Annotated in this window: 9 protein-coding genes and 9 tRNA genes; 17 read left to right on the forward strand and 1 reads right to left on the reverse strand. The window is 40.1% G+C overall.

Going from position 1 to position 16,778, the window contains the following annotated elements; all coding sequences use genetic code 11:
- Positions 1 to 8 precede the first annotated feature (8 nt).
- From MOO44_RS05295 to rpoC, 15 genes are all read left to right on the forward strand, one after another.
- Positions 9 to 1,478 carry an amino acid permease gene (locus MOO44_RS05295; protein WP_260116145.1) on the forward strand — a complete coding sequence of 490 codons (1,470 nt, stop codon included), beginning with the start codon at positions 9 to 11 and terminating at the stop codon, positions 1,476 to 1,478.
- Positions 1,479 to 1,807: 329 nt separating this feature from the next.
- Positions 1,808 to 3,100 carry a serine--tRNA ligase gene (gene serS, locus MOO44_RS05300; RefSeq protein WP_260116146.1) on the forward strand — a complete coding sequence of 431 codons (1,293 nt, stop codon included), beginning with the start codon at positions 1,808 to 1,810 and terminating at the stop codon, positions 3,098 to 3,100.
- A gap of 238 nt (positions 3,101 to 3,338) precedes the next feature.
- A tRNA-Val gene (locus tag MOO44_RS05305) sits at positions 3,339 to 3,411 on the forward strand.
- Between the two features lie 15 nt (positions 3,412 to 3,426).
- Positions 3,427 to 3,499: transfer RNA gene (locus MOO44_RS05310), tRNA-Lys, on the forward strand.
- 20 nt (positions 3,500 to 3,519) lie between these two features.
- Positions 3,520 to 3,602, forward strand: a tRNA-Leu gene (locus tag MOO44_RS05315).
- A gap of 12 nt (positions 3,603 to 3,614) precedes the next feature.
- Positions 3,615 to 3,688, forward strand: a tRNA-Thr gene (locus MOO44_RS05320).
- A 7-nt stretch (positions 3,689 to 3,695) separates the two neighbouring features.
- A tRNA-Gly gene (locus MOO44_RS05325) sits at positions 3,696 to 3,767 on the forward strand.
- Between the two features lie 27 nt (positions 3,768 to 3,794).
- Positions 3,795 to 3,880 (forward strand) — tRNA-Leu (locus MOO44_RS05330).
- Positions 3,881 to 3,895: 15 nt separating this feature from the next.
- Positions 3,896 to 3,969, forward strand: a tRNA-Arg gene (locus MOO44_RS05335).
- A gap of 47 nt (positions 3,970 to 4,016) precedes the next feature.
- A tRNA-Pro gene (locus tag MOO44_RS05340) sits at positions 4,017 to 4,090 on the forward strand.
- A gap of 35 nt (positions 4,091 to 4,125) precedes the next feature.
- Positions 4,126 to 4,199, forward strand: a tRNA-Pro gene (locus tag MOO44_RS05345).
- A gap of 97 nt (positions 4,200 to 4,296) precedes the next feature.
- Positions 4,297 to 4,767: a CtsR family transcriptional regulator gene (locus MOO44_RS05350; RefSeq protein WP_260116147.1), complete on the forward strand. Its 471-nt coding sequence runs from the start codon at positions 4,297 to 4,299 to the stop codon at positions 4,765 to 4,767.
- A 21-nt stretch (positions 4,768 to 4,788) separates the two neighbouring features.
- Positions 4,789 to 7,260, forward strand: a complete 2,472-nt coding sequence (locus MOO44_RS05355) for an ATP-dependent Clp protease ATP-binding subunit (protein ID WP_260116148.1) — start codon at positions 4,789 to 4,791, stop codon at positions 7,258 to 7,260.
- A 273-nt stretch (positions 7,261 to 7,533) separates the two neighbouring features.
- Complete coding sequence (gene rpoB, locus MOO44_RS05360; protein WP_260116149.1) at positions 7,534 to 11,151, forward strand: DNA-directed RNA polymerase subunit beta; 3,618 nt, start codon at positions 7,534 to 7,536, stop codon at positions 11,149 to 11,151.
- A gap of 17 nt (positions 11,152 to 11,168) precedes the next feature.
- Positions 11,169 to 14,819, forward strand: coding sequence for a DNA-directed RNA polymerase subunit beta' (gene rpoC, locus MOO44_RS05365; protein WP_260116150.1), 3,651 nt, complete (start codon positions 11,169 to 11,171; stop codon positions 14,817 to 14,819).
- Between the two features lie 46 nt (positions 14,820 to 14,865).
- Here rpoC and MOO44_RS05370 read toward each other — a convergent pair whose 3' ends face one another.
- On the reverse strand, positions 14,866 to 15,540 hold the full coding sequence (locus tag MOO44_RS05370; protein ID WP_260116151.1) for a prepilin peptidase: 675 nt from the start codon (positions 15,538 to 15,540) through the stop codon (positions 14,866 to 14,868).
- A 240-nt stretch (positions 15,541 to 15,780) separates the two neighbouring features.
- Here MOO44_RS05370 and rpsL point away from each other — a divergent pair, with 240 nt between their 5' ends.
- Both rpsL and rpsG read left to right on the forward strand, forming a co-directional pair.
- Positions 15,781 to 16,194: a 30S ribosomal protein S12 gene (gene rpsL, locus MOO44_RS05375; protein ID WP_260116152.1), complete on the forward strand. Its 414-nt coding sequence runs from the start codon at positions 15,781 to 15,783 to the stop codon at positions 16,192 to 16,194.
- Positions 16,195 to 16,227: 33 nt separating this feature from the next.
- Positions 16,228 to 16,698: a 30S ribosomal protein S7 gene (gene rpsG, locus MOO44_RS05380; protein WP_260116153.1), complete on the forward strand. Its 471-nt coding sequence runs from the start codon at positions 16,228 to 16,230 to the stop codon at positions 16,696 to 16,698.
- Positions 16,699 to 16,778: the final 80 nt, after the last annotated feature.

Here is a 16,778-nt window from a genome sequence, read left to right on the forward strand (position 1 = left end):
ATATTGATATGAGTGATGATAAAAATTCGAACGGGGTTAAGAGAAAACTCAAGACCCGACATGTTTCAATGATTTCCCTTGGGGGCTCGATTGGAACGGGACTGTTCGTTACTAGTGGTTCGACCGTTTCACAAGCGGGCCCCGGTGGGGCGTTAGTAGCGTACATCTTAATGGGATTGATGGTGTACTTCCTAATGACTAGTTTAGGTGAAATGGCCACCAACACACCGGTTAGTGGTTCGTTTGCAGAATATGCCGGCAAATACGTTGATCCGGCGCTAGGATTTGCAATGGGATGGAATTACTGGTTCAATTGGGCAATTACGGTTGCCGTTGATATTAGTACCGCCGCTTTGGTAATGAAATTTTGGATGCCGAACGTCCCTAGTTGGATCTTTAGTGGTGGGGTCTTGATCCTGATTTTCTTAATTAATGCTGCCTCTGTGGGTGCATTTGGGGAAATTGAGTATTGGATGTCATTAATTAAGGTCGCTACGATTATTATCTTTTTAATCGTTGGGGTATTGACCATCTTTGGAATTATGGGTGGTGGAACCGCAGTGGGCCTTAGTAACTTTACTTACAAGCAGGCTCCGTTTGTTGGTGGCATCCCAGCAATGCTTTCCGTTTTCGTAGTTGCTGGATTCTCATTTCAAGGAACTGAATTAGTGGGAATTACCGCTGGTGAATCTGATGATCCTAAGCACAGTGTGCCAAAAGCAATCAGTGAAGTGTTCTGGAGAATCATTTTATTTTACATTTTAGCCATCTTTGTAATTGCGGCTTTGATTCCATACACAAGTCCGAACTTACTGGGTTCTAGTGCCAGTGATATTGCGATCAGTCCATTTACTTTGGTCTTCAAGCGCGCTGGGTTAGCTGCTGCTGCAGGAATTATGAACGCAGTAATCTTGGTTTCAGTAATTTCATCTGCTAATTCTGGGATGTATGCATCAACACGGATGTTATATTCGATGTCTGATGGTGACTTTGCTCCACGGCGATTTGGCAAAACAAATGGTCGCGGAGTGCCATTTGCTTCATTGGTCATTACGACCGTGATTGCACTTGCTACATTCATTACTAGCTTTGCGGGTCCAGAAATCTACCTCTGGTTAGTTGCTGCTTCCGGTTTGACTGGTTTTATTGCCTGGGTGGGAATTGCAATTTCTCACTTTAGATTTAGAAGGGCGTTTGTCAAGCAAGGCCACTCGATCGACGAACTTTCTTACCATGCTAAGTTGTTCCCGATTGGTCCGGTTCTGACTTTGATCCTATGTATTTTAATTATTGTGGGGCAAGACCTCTCTGCCTTTTCTAATTTTAATTGGAAGGAAATTGGAATTACTTACATTAGTGTTCCACTAGTGTTGATTCTATACATTTTCTATAAGGTAAAGAACCACACGAAGTTAATTCCGCTAGATCAAGTGGATGTTAAACCGGTATCAAAGCAAACCATTGATAGCGAAAAGTAATTTAAAGGGTTATCCCATTGGGGTAACCTTTTTTAGTACAAAAGGATTGCTAATTTGATGTTAATATACTATGATAATATTGATTATAGTATTAGTTGAAAACGCGATATACGTTTATTAAGTAGACACTATAGAGATGCAGTGGTTGGTGAGAACTGCAGGTCGAAATTTCCGACGTATTAATAAGTGGGCGGGTAATGCCGCACGGTTGGTGGCCGTTATCATTGATGAGTTGTCCGATTTTATCGGGAACTTGGGTGGTACCGCGAAAAGCAGGCTTTCGTCCCAATGACGAAGCCTGCTTTTTATATTTTTAGGAGGTATGTCCCATGTTAGACATGAAGTTGATTAGAAATAATGAACAATGGTTCAAGGAAAAGATGGCTACCCGGGGAATCGATGAAAAACAAATCGATGAACTATTGGCACTTGACCAAAACCGTCGTGATATCTTAGTAAAGGTTGAAAGCCTAAAGGCCGAAAGAAACACGGTTTCTGATGAAATTGCTAAGATGAAGCGGGCTAAGGAAGATGCATCAGGGCCAATTAATCGAATGAAGGAAGTCGGCGCTGAAATTAAGGAACTTGATGAACAGGAACAAACAGTTTCTGCAAAACAACATAATTTAGCTGCCCACCTTCCTAACATTCCAAATGATGATGATCCAATTAGTTTAACTGAAGAAGGTGCAAATGAACTTCGTCGGGTGGGGACGCCCCGTGAATTTACCGACTTCAAACCTAAAAATCACTGGGAAATTGGTGAAAACCTTGGAATCTTAAACTTCGAAAGAAGTGCTAAGGTTGCTGGAAGTCGTTTTGTTTACTACATTGGTGCCGGCTCATTACTAGAACGGGCTCTATATAACTTCTTCTTGGACCAAAATACTGATGCTGGATTTGAAGAAATTATCCCACCATACATGGTTAATTCAGAATCAATGTATGGAACCGGCCAATTCCCTAAATTCTTGGAAAAGAAAGCTGGTTTTGAAATTGCTGATAGCGATTTAACCATGATTCCAACTGCTGAAGTGCCATTGGTTAATTATTACCGTGGTGAAGTCATTCCAGAAGACAAGTTACCGGTTAAATTTACCGCATTAAGTCCAGCATTTCGTTCTGAAGCTGGGAGTGCTGGTCGAGATACCCGTGGGTTAATTAGATTACACCAATTTAACAAGGTGGAAATGGTGCAATTCACTAAACCAGAAGATTCATGGGCAGCACTGGAAGAAATTACCCATCAAGCAGAAAAACTATTAAAACTACTAAAGATTCCATACCATGTAATTACTTTAACGACTAGTGATATGAGTTTTACTGCTGCAATGACCCACGACCTTGAAGTTTGGATGCCAGCTCAAAATTGTTATCGTGAAATTTCCAGTTGTTCCAATACGACTGATTTCCAAGCACGGCGTGCTAAGATTCAATACCGTGATGAAAGTGGAAAGCTACAGTTTGTGCACACTTTAAACGGATCTGGATTAGCAGTTGGTCGGGCAGTTGCAGCCATCTTGGAAAACTTCCAAAATGAAGATGGAACGGTTAACATTCCAGAAGTACTTCAACCATACATGCATGGAATGAAAAAAATCGAAAAACAAGATTTATTCTAAAACGTTATTATAACAACGTTTAAATGGTAAGAATCAGGTCTAACGATCATGATTCTTATTTTTTTTTGCAAAAAGGGGTAGCTTTTTATCATGATTTATTATATACTAGTTTTTGTTGATTTTTACTGATTGCTTTTCAGATGAATGGCGAAAATAAAAAACAAAAAAGTTGTTGACATTGAGTTGCTAATTTGATATTATTAAATAGTTGCTTAAGTTAATAAGCATTTAGGACCTCGGAGGATTAGCTCAGTTGGGAGAGCATCTGCCTTACAAGCAGGAGGTCACAGGTTCGAGCCCTGTATCCTCCATTTTTTTATTTTCACGAGCCGTTAGCTCAGCCGGTAGAGCATCTGACTTTTAATCAGAGGGTCGGGAGTTCGAACCTCCCACGGCTCATTAACATTTTAATATATTTTGCGGGCGTGGCGGAACTGGCAGACGCGCTAGATTTAGGTTCTAGTGTCCTTTGGACATGGGGGTTCGAGTCCCTTCGCCCGCACTTTACCAATTTGCCGACTTAGCTCAGTTGGTTAGAGCGCATCACTAGTAATGATGAGGTCGGGCGTTCGAATCGTCTAGTCGGCATTTTTGTGCGGAAGTAGTTCAGTGGTAGAACATCACCTTGCCATGGTGGGGGTCGCGGGTTCGAATCCCGTCTTCCGCTTTTTATTTTATAAAAAATAAATAGCCTGCCGGGGTGGCGGAATTGGCAGACGCACAGGACTTAAAATCCTGCGGTTAGTGATAACCGTACCGGTTCGATCCCGGTCCTCGGCATTTTAATATTATTTTGCACCCATAGCGCAACTGGATAGAGTGTCTGACTACGAATCAGAAGGTTGTAGGTTCGACTCCTACTGGGTGCATTTTTTATTTTAACTAACTATTATTGATATTTAGTTAATTCAAACATCGGGAAGTAGCTCAGCTTGGTAGAGCACTTGGTTTGGGACCAAGGGGTCGCAGGTTCGAATCCTGTCTTCCCGATCTAGTTTCATTTTAATTTAATAGTACAAAAACATCGGGAAATAGCTCAGCTTGGTAGAGCGCTGCGTTCGGGACGCAGAGGTCGCAAGTTCGAATCTTGTTTTCCCGATTTTTTTGTCCCCAAAAATAATAAAACAAAATGCTTTTATTTCATTGGTTAATTTCCTATAATAATAGTCAAGATTAGTCAGAGATGAGATGAAGATATGCAATCAAAGAATGTTTCAGATATTATTGAAAAATATTTAAAGCAAATTTTAGCTGAAACTAGTCAAATTGAGATTCGGCGTTCAGAGGTTGCTGAACTTTTTCATGTTGTCCCTTCACAGATTAACTACGTTATTAAGACTCGATTCACAATTCAAAATGGCTACGTTGTAGAAAGTAAACGTGGTGGTGGTGGATATATTCGAATCGAAAAGGTAAAATTATTAGATAATATAGAAGTATTAGATTCTTTATTAGCGATAATTGGTTCTAGTATTTCCGAAAGGGACGGTGGTTCAATTGTTAAAACTTTGTATCATAGTCAACTGCTCTCCAGTAAGGAAGCCAGAATTATCCTGGCAGCAATTGATAAGGATAGTTTAATGATTAATAACGATACAATGATGGCGAATCGCCTTCGGGCACAGATTCTATCGTCAGTATTGAATCATCTCAGGTTTGAGGATTAAAATCGGAAAGCGAGGCATTTTATGGATAATGTATTTACACCTAGCGCACGCAATGTATTAGTACTTGCACAAGAACAAGCAAAAAACTTTAGACACCAATCAGTTGGTAGTGAACACTTACTTTTGGGACTAGCTTTAGAACCGAACGGAATCGCATACAATGTTTTGGCTCAATTGCAAATTACGGAAGAAGATATTCGTTCAGAAATCGAAAGAACGGTTGGATTTGGAAACGTTGAGGGCTTAGATAGTTCTTCTTACTTACCATATTCACCTAAGGCAAAGGATTTATTAGCGTTAGCAGGGCAGATTGCCAAGCGGCATGGTTCTAATAAGGTAGGAACTGAACACTTATTATTAACCTTGATTACAGGGGGCCTTTCAACTCGCATCCTATTTAACTTGGGTGTTGACGCTAAAATCGTTAGAAGGGTGACCCTAAGAAAGATGGGCTCTACGACTACTACTAATAATAAGAATCCTTACCTTAATAATAATGGTGATCGAAATGCACCTAAGGGGCAAACCCCAACCCTGGACTCCTTAGCTACTGATTTGACTGAAGTAGCACGTGAAGGTCGTTTGGATCCGACCGTTGGACGGACTGACGAGGTAAAACGGGTGATTCAAATTCTTAGTCGACGGACTAAGAACAATCCGGTCTTAATTGGTGAACCTGGGGTTGGAAAAACCGCAATTGCTGAGGGCCTAGCCCAGAAAATCATTGATGGAGATGTCCCAGAAGACATGACTGACAAACGCTTAATGATGCTTGATATGGGTTCGTTGGTTGCCGGGACGAAGTACCGTGGTGAATTTGAAAGCCGCCTTAAGAAGATCATCAAGGAAATTAAGGATAGTGGAAACGTAATCCTATTTGTTGATGAACTTCACACCTTAGTTGGTGCTGGTGGTGCTGAAGGGGCAATTGATGCATCTAATATTTTGAAGCCATCACTTGCCCGTGGTGAAATTCAAATGATCGGTGCCACTACTTTGAATGAATATCAAAAATACATTGAATCCGATACGGCTTTGGAGAGACGGTTTGCGACCGTTCAGGTTGAGGAACCATCTCCCGCTGATACGGTTCAAATTTTAAAGGGAATTCGCCCTAAATACGAAGAGCATCACCATGTTAAAATTACTGATGAAGCAATTGAAAAGGCGGTTGAACTCTCCAGTCGTTACATTCAAAGTCGCTTCTTACCAGACAAGGCAATTGATTTAATGGATGAGGCAGCAGCTAAGGTTAGAATTAATCAGCATTCGGGCGGAAAGCTTTCTGCTAATCGCGCTAAGTTAAATCAACTTGATAGCGAAAAGGAACAGGCAATTGAAAATCAAGATTTTGAACGCGCTGTTGAAATTAGACAACAAGCCAAAACAGTTGCAGTTAAGGTAGCGGCTGAAGAAAAACAACAAGCTGATGGTGGTGAATATCAATTGACCGAAACCGGTCAAGATATTGCTGAAGTCGTTGCCCAGTGGACTGGAATTCCGGTTACGCAGCTGACTAAATCTGATGCTGATCGATTGATTAACTTAGAATCAGTTCTTCATAATCGGGTTGTGGGTCAAGATGAGGCTGTTTCTGCAGTGTCTCGTGCAATCAGACGGGCCCGTAGTGGACTTAAGGATCCTAACAAGCCAATTGGATCATTTATGTTCTTAGGACCCACTGGAGTTGGGAAGACCGAATTAGCTAAGGACCTTGCTGAAGCAATGTTTGGTTCTGAAGATGACATGATTAGGGTCGATATGTCCGAATACATGGAAAAATATTCGACCAGTCGGTTAATTGGGTCTGCACCCGGTTACGTTGGTTACGAAGAGGGTGGCCAATTAACTGAAAAGGTCAGACAACATCCTTATTCAGTGGTATTGCTTGATGAAGTTGAAAAGGCCCATCCAGATGTATTCAACTTGTTATTGCAAGTATTGGATGATGGTTACCTTACTGATTCTAAGGGGCGGAAAGTTGACTTTAGAAATACGGTCATCATTATGACGTCTAACTTGGGAGCTACCACCCTGAAGTACAAAAAGACCGTTGGTTTCGGGGCTGAAAAAGCGGATGCTGATGATTACAAGGCAATGTCTGCAACCATTAAGGATCAATTACGGAAGCACTTTAGACCAGAATTCTTGAACCGGATTGATGAAGTGGTAATTTTCCACCCACTTAACAAGGCGCAGTTACATGAAATTGTTAAGTTGATGGCTCAAGACTTGCTAGATCGAATCACTGAACAGGGCATTAACGTTAAGTTAACCCCAGCTGCAATTGATTTGGTTGCTAAGGCGGGCTTTGATCCACAGTATGGAGCACGGCCAATCAGACGGGCACTTCAGACTAAGGTTGAAGATCAACTAAGTGAAACGATGCTCTCTGGCCAAGTGGCTACGGGCGATTCACTGACCATCGGTGCAAGCCACGGTAAAATTAAGATTAGTGTGAAAAGTGCGAATCAAAAATCCACTAACCAATAATAATGATTAAATCAAAAAGAGGAAATATTTCCTCTTTTTTTAGTTGTTTATTATTTGACATTGTTGAACAAATTGAGTAATATAGCATTATATAACTACGAATTGAAATGAATTCTTGCGATCTATTGTCCGTAAGGGTTCCTATATCCCCCAAAGTTGAGATTATTGAATCTGTTTTGGGGTTTTTTTTTGCCCAATTTAGGTAAAAAAGGGGACAAAATACAATTTGTAATCAAATTGTAACATTTCTATTCGTGGTAATAATTAGGAGAGGTGACTAACTTGGCAGGACATTTAGTTAAATATGGAAAACACCGTATTCGTAGAAGTTATGCTCGGATTAAGGAAGTTCTTGATCTACCTAACTTGATTGAAATCCAAACAAACTCATACCAATGGTTCTTGGATGACGGATTGCGTGAAATGTTCAACGACATTATGCCAATTGATGACTTTAAGGGGAATTTATCTTTAGAGTTCGTTGATTATCAATTATTAGAACCAAAGTATACAGTAGAAGAAGCACGTGCACACGAGGCCAATTATTCGGCTCCATTACACGTTACTCTTAAGTTAACGAACCATGATACTGGTGAAATTAAAACCCAAGATGTTTTCTTTGGTGATTTTCCATTGATGACTGACCAAGGGACTTTCATTATTAATGGTGCTGAACGGGTTATCGTTTCCCAATTAGTTCGTTCACCTGGGGTATTCTTCCACAAGGACGTTAATAAGAACGGCCGGGTCGTATTTGGTTCTACCATCATCCCTAACCGTGGGGCTTGGATGGAATTTGAGACTGATGCGAAGAACGTTTCATACGTTCGGATTGACCGGACTCGGAAATTACCAATTACTGAATTAGTAAGAGCACTCGGTTTTGGTGAAGATAATGAAATTAGTGAAATTTTGGGTTCAAATGATAGTTTATCATTGACCCTTGAAAAAGATGTTCACAAGAATGCCGACGACTCACGGGTCGAAGAATCCTTAAAGGATATCTATGAACGATTGCGGCCAGGTGAACCAAAGACTGCTGATTCATCAAGAAGTCTTTTGACTGCCCGGTTCTTTGATCCTAAACGTTATGATATGGCACCCGTTGGTCGTTTTAAGACTAACAATAAATTAAAACTTAAGAATCGTTTATTAGGATTAACGTTAGCTGAAACGTTAGCTGATCCTGATACAGGTGAAATCATTGCTAACAAAGATGATGTGATTAGCCGTGAACTATTAGAAAAATTAAAGCCATACCTTGATCGACAAGATTTTAAGGCATACACCTTTGAACCTTCTGATCAAGCCGTAGTGACTGAACCAATGACTGTTCAAATTATCAAAGTTTACTCAAAGAACGACCCAGACCGGATTGTTCCAGTAATTGGTAATGATAACATTCCATTGGACTTCAAACACATTACACCAGCAGATATTATTTCATCGATTAACTACTTCTTTGATTTACAAGAAGGAATTGGCGAACCAGATGATATTGATCACTTGGGTAACCGTCGGATTCGTTCAGTGGGTGAATTACTACAAAATCAATTTAGAATTGGATTAGCACGGATGGAAAGAGTAGTTAGAGAACGGATGTCAATCCAAGATGCTGCTACTGTTACTCCTCAACAATTGATTAATATTAGACCAGTGGTTGCTTCTGTAAAGGAATTCTTTGGTTCCTCCCAACTTTCACAATTCATGGATCAAACCAATCCATTAGGTGAATTGACCCATAAACGGCGTCTTTCTGCCTTAGGACCTGGTGGATTAACTCGTGACCGTGCCGGATATGAAGTGCGGGACGTTCACTACACCCACTATGGCCGGATTTGTCCAATTGAAACTCCCGAAGGACCAAATATCGGGTTGATCAATAGTCTTTCCAGTTATGCACGGGTGAATAAGTATGGATTTGTTGAAACTCCATACCGCCGGGTTTCTTGGAAGGACCACAAGGTTACCGATAAAATCGATTACCTAAGTGCTGATGAAGAAGATAAGTACGTGGTTGCACAAGCTAACTCTAAGTTAAATGACGATGGTTCATTTGCTGAAGATACCGTTTTAGCTCGGCACCGTTCTGATAACATCGTTGCTAACATTACAGACGTTGATTACATGGACGTTTCGCCTAAACAAGTAGTTTCGGTTGCCACTGCATGTATTCCATTCTTGGAAAATGATGATTCTAACCGGGCATTAATGGGTGCTAATATGCAACGGCAAGCCGTTCCATTGGTAAATCCACATGCTCCACTAGTTGGAACTGGAATGGAATATCGGGCTGCTCATGATTCTGGAGTTGCTTTAATTTGTAAGCATGAAGGAACGGTTGAATACGTTGATTCCCGTGAAGTACGGGTTCGTCGTGATGATGGGGCTTTGGACACTTATAAGCTAATGAAGTTCCAACGTTCAAATGGTGGTAAAAACTACAACCAACGGCCAATCGTTCGAGTTAATGACCATGTTGATGCTAATGAAGTGTTAGCTGATGGTCCTTCAATGGAAAATGGTGAACTTGCATTAGGCCAAAACCCTGTGGTTGCGTTTATGACTTGGCAAGGGTATAACTTCGAAGATGCGATTGCAATTAATGAACGCTTAGTCCGTGATGATGTCTACACTTCAATTCATATTGAAGAATATGAATCAGAAGCTCGTGACACTAAATTAGGACCTGAAGAAATGACTCGTGAAATTCCTAATGTTGGGGAAGATGCACTTAAGAACCTTGATGAAAACGGGGTTGTAAGAATTGGTGCTGAAGTTCATGATGGTGATATTTTAGTTGGTAAGGTTACTCCTAAGGGGGTAACTGAGTTATCAGCTGAAGAACGTCTTCTTCACGCTATTTTTGGTGAAAAAGCACGTGAAGTTCGTGATACTTCCCTTAAGGTACCGCATGGTGCTGGTGGAATCGTTCAAGACATTAAGGTCTTCAGTCGTGATAATGGTGATGAACTATCTCCAGGAGTGAACCAAATGGTGCGGGTCTACATCGCTCAAAAGCGTAAGATCCAAGTTGGAGATAAAATGTCCGGTCGTCACGGAAACAAGGGGACCGTTTCAATCGTCATTCCTGAAGAAGATATGCCTTACTTGCCAGATGGGACTCCAATCGATATTATGCTGAGTCCAATGGGTGTGCCTTCCCGGATGAACATTGGGCAATTGCTCGAATTGCATTTGGGGATGGCTGCTCGTAAGTTAGGAATTCACGTTACGACTCCAGTTTTCGATGGAGCTAGTGATGATGATATTGATGATATTGTTAAGGAAGCTGGAATGGCACCTGATACTAAGACCGTTGTATATGATGGTCGGACTGGTGAACCATTTGATAAGCGAATTGCCGTTGGGGTAATGCATTACTTGAAGCTTGCTCACATGGTTGATGACAAGATTCATGCCCGGGCAATTGGACCTTACTCATTAGTTACCCAACAACCACTTGGTGGGAAAGCTCAATTTGGGGGCCAACGGTTTGGTGAAATGGAAGTTTGGGCCCTTGAAGCTTATGGGGCTGCATACACCCTTCAAGAAATTCTTACGTACAAGTCCGATGACGTTGTTGGTCGGGTTAAGACCTATGAAGCCATCGTTAAGGGTGAACCAATTCCTAAACCAGGAGTTCCTGAATCATTCCGGGTCCTTGTTAAGGAATTACAAGCGCTAGGACTTGATATGAAGGTTCTGAATAAGGATCACAAGGAAGTTGAACTTAGAGATATGGATAACGAAGATGATGACGTAGTTAATGTTGATGCCCTAAGTAAATTAGCTAAGGAACAAGAAGCTAAGAAAAATGCTGAAAAGGCAGAACAATCAGATGACTCTTCCGAAAAGTCCAATACAACTAACACAAATTCTAATGATTAAATAAGGAGGCCGCTCAATTGGTCGATGTTAATAAATTCGAAAGTATGCAAATTGGCCTAGCATCTTCTGATAAAATCCGTAGTTGGTCATATGGTGAAGTTCAAAAGCCAGAAACCATTAACTACCGGACTTTGAAGCCCGAAAAAGAAGGTTTGTTCGATGAACGAATTTTTGGGCCTACCAAGGACTGGGAATGTGCTTGTGGTAAATACAAGCGTATTCGTTACCGCGGAATTGTCTGTGACCGATGTGGAGTTGAAGTTACTCGCTCCAAGGTTAGAAGAGAACGGATGGGTCATATTGAATTGGCTGCACCAGTTACTCACATTTGGTACTTCAAGGGAATTCCTAGTCGGATGGGATTAGTCTTAGACATGAGCCCCCGTGCACTAGAAGAAGTGATTTACTTTGCTTCCTATGTGGTTACCGATCCAGGTGATACGCCTCTTGAAAACAAACAATTATTATCAGAACATGATTATCGGGAAAAGAAGCTTGAATACGGTAGTCGTTTTAAGGCTGGCATTGGTGCTGAAGCCATTAAGACTTTACTTGAAAACGTTGATGTGCAAAAAGAAACTGATGCACTAAAGGAAGAACTTAAAAAAGCTACCGGACAAAAGAGAACCCGTGCCGTTCGTCGATTAGACATTTTGGAAGCATTTTTAACTTCTGAAAACGATTTGGACTGGATGGTAATGGATGCAATTCCAGTCATTCCACCTGATCTTCGTCCAATGGTTCAATTGGAAGGTGGTCGGTTTGCCACGTCAGATTTAAATGATCTTTATCGGCGGGTAATTAACCGTAATAACCGACTAAAAAGATTACTAGATCTTAATGCTCCTGGAATCATTGTTCAAAACGAAAAGCGGATGTTACAAGAAGCCGTTGATGCATTAATTGATAACGGTCGTCGTGGTCGTCCAGTTGCTGGACCAGGGAACCGGCCATTGAAGTCATTGTCACATATGCTTAAGGGTAAGCAAGGTCGGTTTAGACAAAACTTACTTGGAAAGCGGGTTGACTACTCCGGTCGTTCAGTTATTGACGTGGGACCATTCCTTAAGTTCAACCAAATGGGACTTCCTGTGCCAATGGCAATGGAATTATTCAAACCCTTCATTATGAAGGAATTGGTTAAACGTGGAATTGCGTCTAACATTAAGAACGCTAAACGCCAAATCGACCGACAAGAAGATGAAGTCTTCGATGTATTGGAAGATGTGATTAAGGAACACCCTGTGTTACTAAACCGGGCACCTACGCTTCACCGTTTGGGAATTCAAGCTTTTGAACCGGTGTTAGTAAGTGGGAAGTCAATGCGTTTGCATCCATTAGCTTGTGAAGCTTACAATGCCGATTTTGATGGTGACCAAATGGCCATTCACGTTCCACTCTCTGATGAAGCACAGGCTGAATCTAGAATTTTAATGCTTGCTGCTAGTCACATCCTTGCTCCTCGTGATGGGAAACCAATCGTTACGCCATCACAAGATATGGTTATTGGGAACTATTACCTAACCATGGAAGAAGCAGGACGTGAGGGTGAAGGTTCGATCTTTAATGATTATAACGAAGCATTGCTTTCATACCAAAATGGAACTACTCATTGGCATACACGGGTTGGAATTCGGGCTTCTTCAATGCCTGACAAGCCGTTTACCGATGAACAACGGAATAAAATTCTAGTTACCACTACTGGTAAGATTATTTTTAACCATATTCTTCCCAAAGCATTCACTTATTTGAATGAACCTACTGATACTAACGTTCACGGTCACATTCCTGATAAGTACTTCCTAGAACCAGGTGAAGATATTTTTGAACACCTTAAGGATGCTCCAGTAATCCCACCATTTAAGAAGGGCTTCTTGAGTGATGTGATTGCGGAAGTATATAACCAATATAAGGTTACAATTACTTCTAAGCTCCTTGATCGAATCAAGGATATTGGTTATGATAAATCAACTAAATCTGGGTTGACCGTTGGGATTACCGACGTTACTGATTTAAAGGAAAAGCCAGCCGTTATTGAAAAAGCTCACAAAAAGGTTGACATGGTTACTAAACAATTCCGTCGTGGTCTAATTACCAATCAAGAACGTTATGAAAGAGTTATTCAAATCTGGACTGACGCTAAGGATGAAATTCAAGATCTACTACAAACTAACTTCGATCCTCAAAACCCAATCTTTATGATGAGTGATTCTGGAGCTCGTGGTAACATTTCAAACTTTACTCAATTAGCCGGAATGCGTGGATTGATGGCTTCTCCAAGTGGAGATATTATGGAACTACCAATTACTTCTAACTTCCGTGAAGGATTAACCGTCTTGGAAATGTTCATTTCTACCCATGGTGCTCGTAAGGGAATGACCGATACTGCTCTTAAGACTGCCAACTCTGGATATCTAACCCGTCGGCTAGTTGATGTGGCACAAGATGTTATCATTCGTGAGGATGATTGTGGAACTGACCGTGGCTTAATCGTTAAGGCATTAACCCAAGGAAATGAAACTGTGGAACCATTATATGACCGAATTCTTGGTCGAAATGCAATGAAGACGGTCGTTAACCCTAAGAACGGTGAAGTAATCGTTAAGAAAAACCAAATTATCAACGAACCTGAAGCACAAGCAATTGAAGATGCTGGAATTAGGGAAGTTGAAATTCGTTCTGCATTTACTTGTAATAGTGTTCACGGGGTTTGTGCTAAGTGTTACGGTCGAAATCTTGCAACTGGTGATCCAGTTGAAGTTGGTGAAGCCGTTGGGACTGTTGCTGCTCAAGCCATTGGTGAACCAGGAACGCAATTAACCATGCGGAACTTCCATACCGGTGGGGTTGCCGGAAATTCAGATATTACCCAAGGGCTTCCTCGGATTCAAGAAATTGTTGAAGCCAGAAATCCTAAAGGGAAGGCTGAAATTACTGAAGTTACTGGGAATGTTGAATCAATTGAAGAAAACCCTGCTGAAAGAACCCAAGAAATCACCATTAAGGGTGATACTGATACTAGAACCTACAGTGTTCCAATTAATTCTAAATTATTAGTTACTGAAGGTGACTTTATCAGACGTGGATCTCAATTGGATGATGGTTCAATTGATCCAAAGGAATTAATCAAGGTTAGGGATACAATTTCTACTGAAGTTTACCTCCTTGGTGAAATCCAAAAGGTTTACCGGAGTCAAGGGGTGGATCTAAGTGATAAACATGCTGAAATTATGGTTAGACAAATGCTTCGTAAGGTTCGAATCATGGATCCTGGTGATACCGAATTACTTCCTGGAACGTTAATGGATGTTAACGACTTTAAGGAAAGTAACCGTGATGCTGTTATCACTGGTAAAATTCCTGCAACTGCTCGTCCAGTGTTACTTGGAATTACCAAAGCAGCGCTTGAAACTAATAGTTTCCTATCTGCTGCATCATTCCAAGAAACCACTCGGGTGTTAACAGATGCTGCCATTCGTGGTAAGAATGATCCATTAGTTGGATTAAAAGAAAATGTTATTATTGGTAAGTTAATTCCTGCCGGAACTGGAATGCAAACTTATGGTGACATTAAACCCAAGGAAATTGGGGCTTCTAGTACCGATGGCGTTTACTCAATTAGTCAATTAGAAGAAAAGATTAAAAAAGAAGAAGACGCTAAAAATTAATTAACCATTTTAAAATAGGGACTCTAATTAATAGGGTTCCTATTTTTTACATAAAAATCAAACAAATTAAATAACCACAATTTAAAAACGGAATGAATGCAATTCGATTTGCTTTTAAAATAAAAATTGCGCTTATTAGTGCAAAAATTGTAGAAATAATAATGCTAATGAAGATTCCGTTAATACCTAGGATTAGTAATAAAATAAAAATAATGTCGATGTCACCTTCACCAATTTTTAAGTAGAATTTGTTTATCCAAAGCACAATTAAATAAATAATAACGATCAAACTAAGTGTTAATATTGATTCATTTTTAATAAAAAAATAATAAATTAAATTATTTAATAATAATATAATTAGTAATTTAGTTGGAACCATTTGCTTTTGAAAATCAATAATGGAAAGAATTAACATCATTATTAATGAACTAAAAATGAGCGGGGCAAACCAAAATTGAGCTTGAAGTAAAAACAATCCACCAAATAATAATTCATTGATAAATAATTGTTTAGAAATCTTGGCCTTACAATTTCGACAGCGACCCCTTAGAATTAAAAAGCTAATGATTGGGATTAAATCTATTCTAGAAATTGGAATCTGACAATTATCACAATGAGAACGGGGACTAATAATTGATTCAGCTCTTTGGCATCGTTGAATGATTAACGAAAAGAATGATCCAAATGCTGCACCAACCCAAAATAAAAGAATTAAAATCATTTATACCACCTCGTTTTTTAAATACGCAGAAAATGAGTCAGACTATTTTTAAAATTCATTGACACTCAATATTGGGAGTGATAAGATAATAAAGTGCTTGCTGATGCAGAGATAAATTTTCTTTGCACTATGTACAATTTCGTACGTAAACGGCGGTTCTTTTTTTAAGTTAAAAAATGAACCACCTGGATGTGTGGACTTATATATTATATTAAAAATTATGAAAGGAGGAATTTTTAGATGCCTACTATTAACCAATTAGTTCGTAACGGACGTAAATCTAAAAGTTCTAAATCAAAAGCCCCTGCTTTAAACCATGGGTACAACAGTTACAAGAAAGTTCAAACCAACAACCCAGCTCCTCAAAAACGTGGAGTTGCTACTCGTGTTGGAACGATGACTCCTAAGAAGCCTAACTCTGCATTACGTAAGTATGCCCGTGTTAGATTATCAAACTTAATTGAAGTTACTGCTTATATTCCAGGAATTGGACACAACCTTCAAGAACATAGTGTTGTTTTAATTCGTGGGGGACGTGTTAAGGATTTACCTGGGGTACGTTACCACATCGTTCGTGGGGCCTTAGATACTGCCGGTGTTGATGATCGTCGTCAAGGTCGTTCTAAGTACGGTACTAAGAAGCCTAAGGAATAATCAATTAAATTTAAAAACGAGGAGGATATTTAAATGCCAAGAAAAGGACATGTTGCGGATCGCGAAGTACTTCCTGATCCAATTTACAATTCAAAGTTGGTTACCAGCTTAATTAACCATTTAATGTTGGATGGTAAGAGAGGAACTGCATCAAAGATTTTATATGGTGCATTCGAAATGATCAAAGAAGAAACTGGAAACGATCCAGTCGAAGTATTCGAGGAAGCAATGAAGAACGTTATGCCTGTACTTGAAGTTAAGGCACGGCGTGTTGGTGGTGCTAACTACCAAGTTCCAATCGAAGTTCGCCCTGGTCGTCGGACTACTTTAGGTCTTCGTTGGATTACTAACTACTCACGTTTACGTGGTGAACATACTATGACTGAACGTCTTGGACGTGAAATTATGGATGCTGCTAACAATACTGGTGCTTCCGTTAAGAAACGTGAAGACACTCATAAGATGGCTGAAGCTAACCGTGCATTTGCACATTACCGTTGGTAATTAGCGTTTAATTCATCTTATAATTTGTTATAATAACAAGTGGCTAGTTGATACTCAAATAGCCACTTTTATTTGAAACT

Origin of the sequence: Nicoliella spurrieriana (genome assembly GCF_023380205.1) — a bacterium.
Taxonomy (GTDB): domain Bacteria; phylum Bacillota; class Bacilli; order Lactobacillales; family Lactobacillaceae; genus Nicoliella; species Nicoliella spurrieriana.

Coding starts and splice junctions, on each gene's coding strand:
- MOO44_RS05295 (WP_260116145.1), top strand. CDS start 9: ATGAGTGATGATAAAAATTCGAACGGGGTTAAGAGAAAACTCAAGACC.
- serS (WP_260116146.1), top strand. CDS start 1,808: ATGTTAGACATGAAGTTGATTAGAAATAATGAACAATGGTTCAAGGAA.
- MOO44_RS05350 (WP_260116147.1), top strand. CDS start 4,297: ATGCAATCAAAGAATGTTTCAGATATTATTGAAAAATATTTAAAGCAA.
- MOO44_RS05355 (WP_260116148.1), top strand. CDS start 4,789: ATGGATAATGTATTTACACCTAGCGCACGCAATGTATTAGTACTTGCA.
- MOO44_RS05370 (WP_260116151.1), bottom strand. CDS start 15,540: ATGATTTTAATTCTTTTATTTTGGGTTGGTGCAGCATTTGGATCATTC.
- rpsL (WP_260116152.1), top strand. CDS start 15,781: ATGCCTACTATTAACCAATTAGTTCGTAACGGACGTAAATCTAAAAGT.
- rpsG (WP_260116153.1), top strand. CDS start 16,228: ATGCCAAGAAAAGGACATGTTGCGGATCGCGAAGTACTTCCTGATCCA.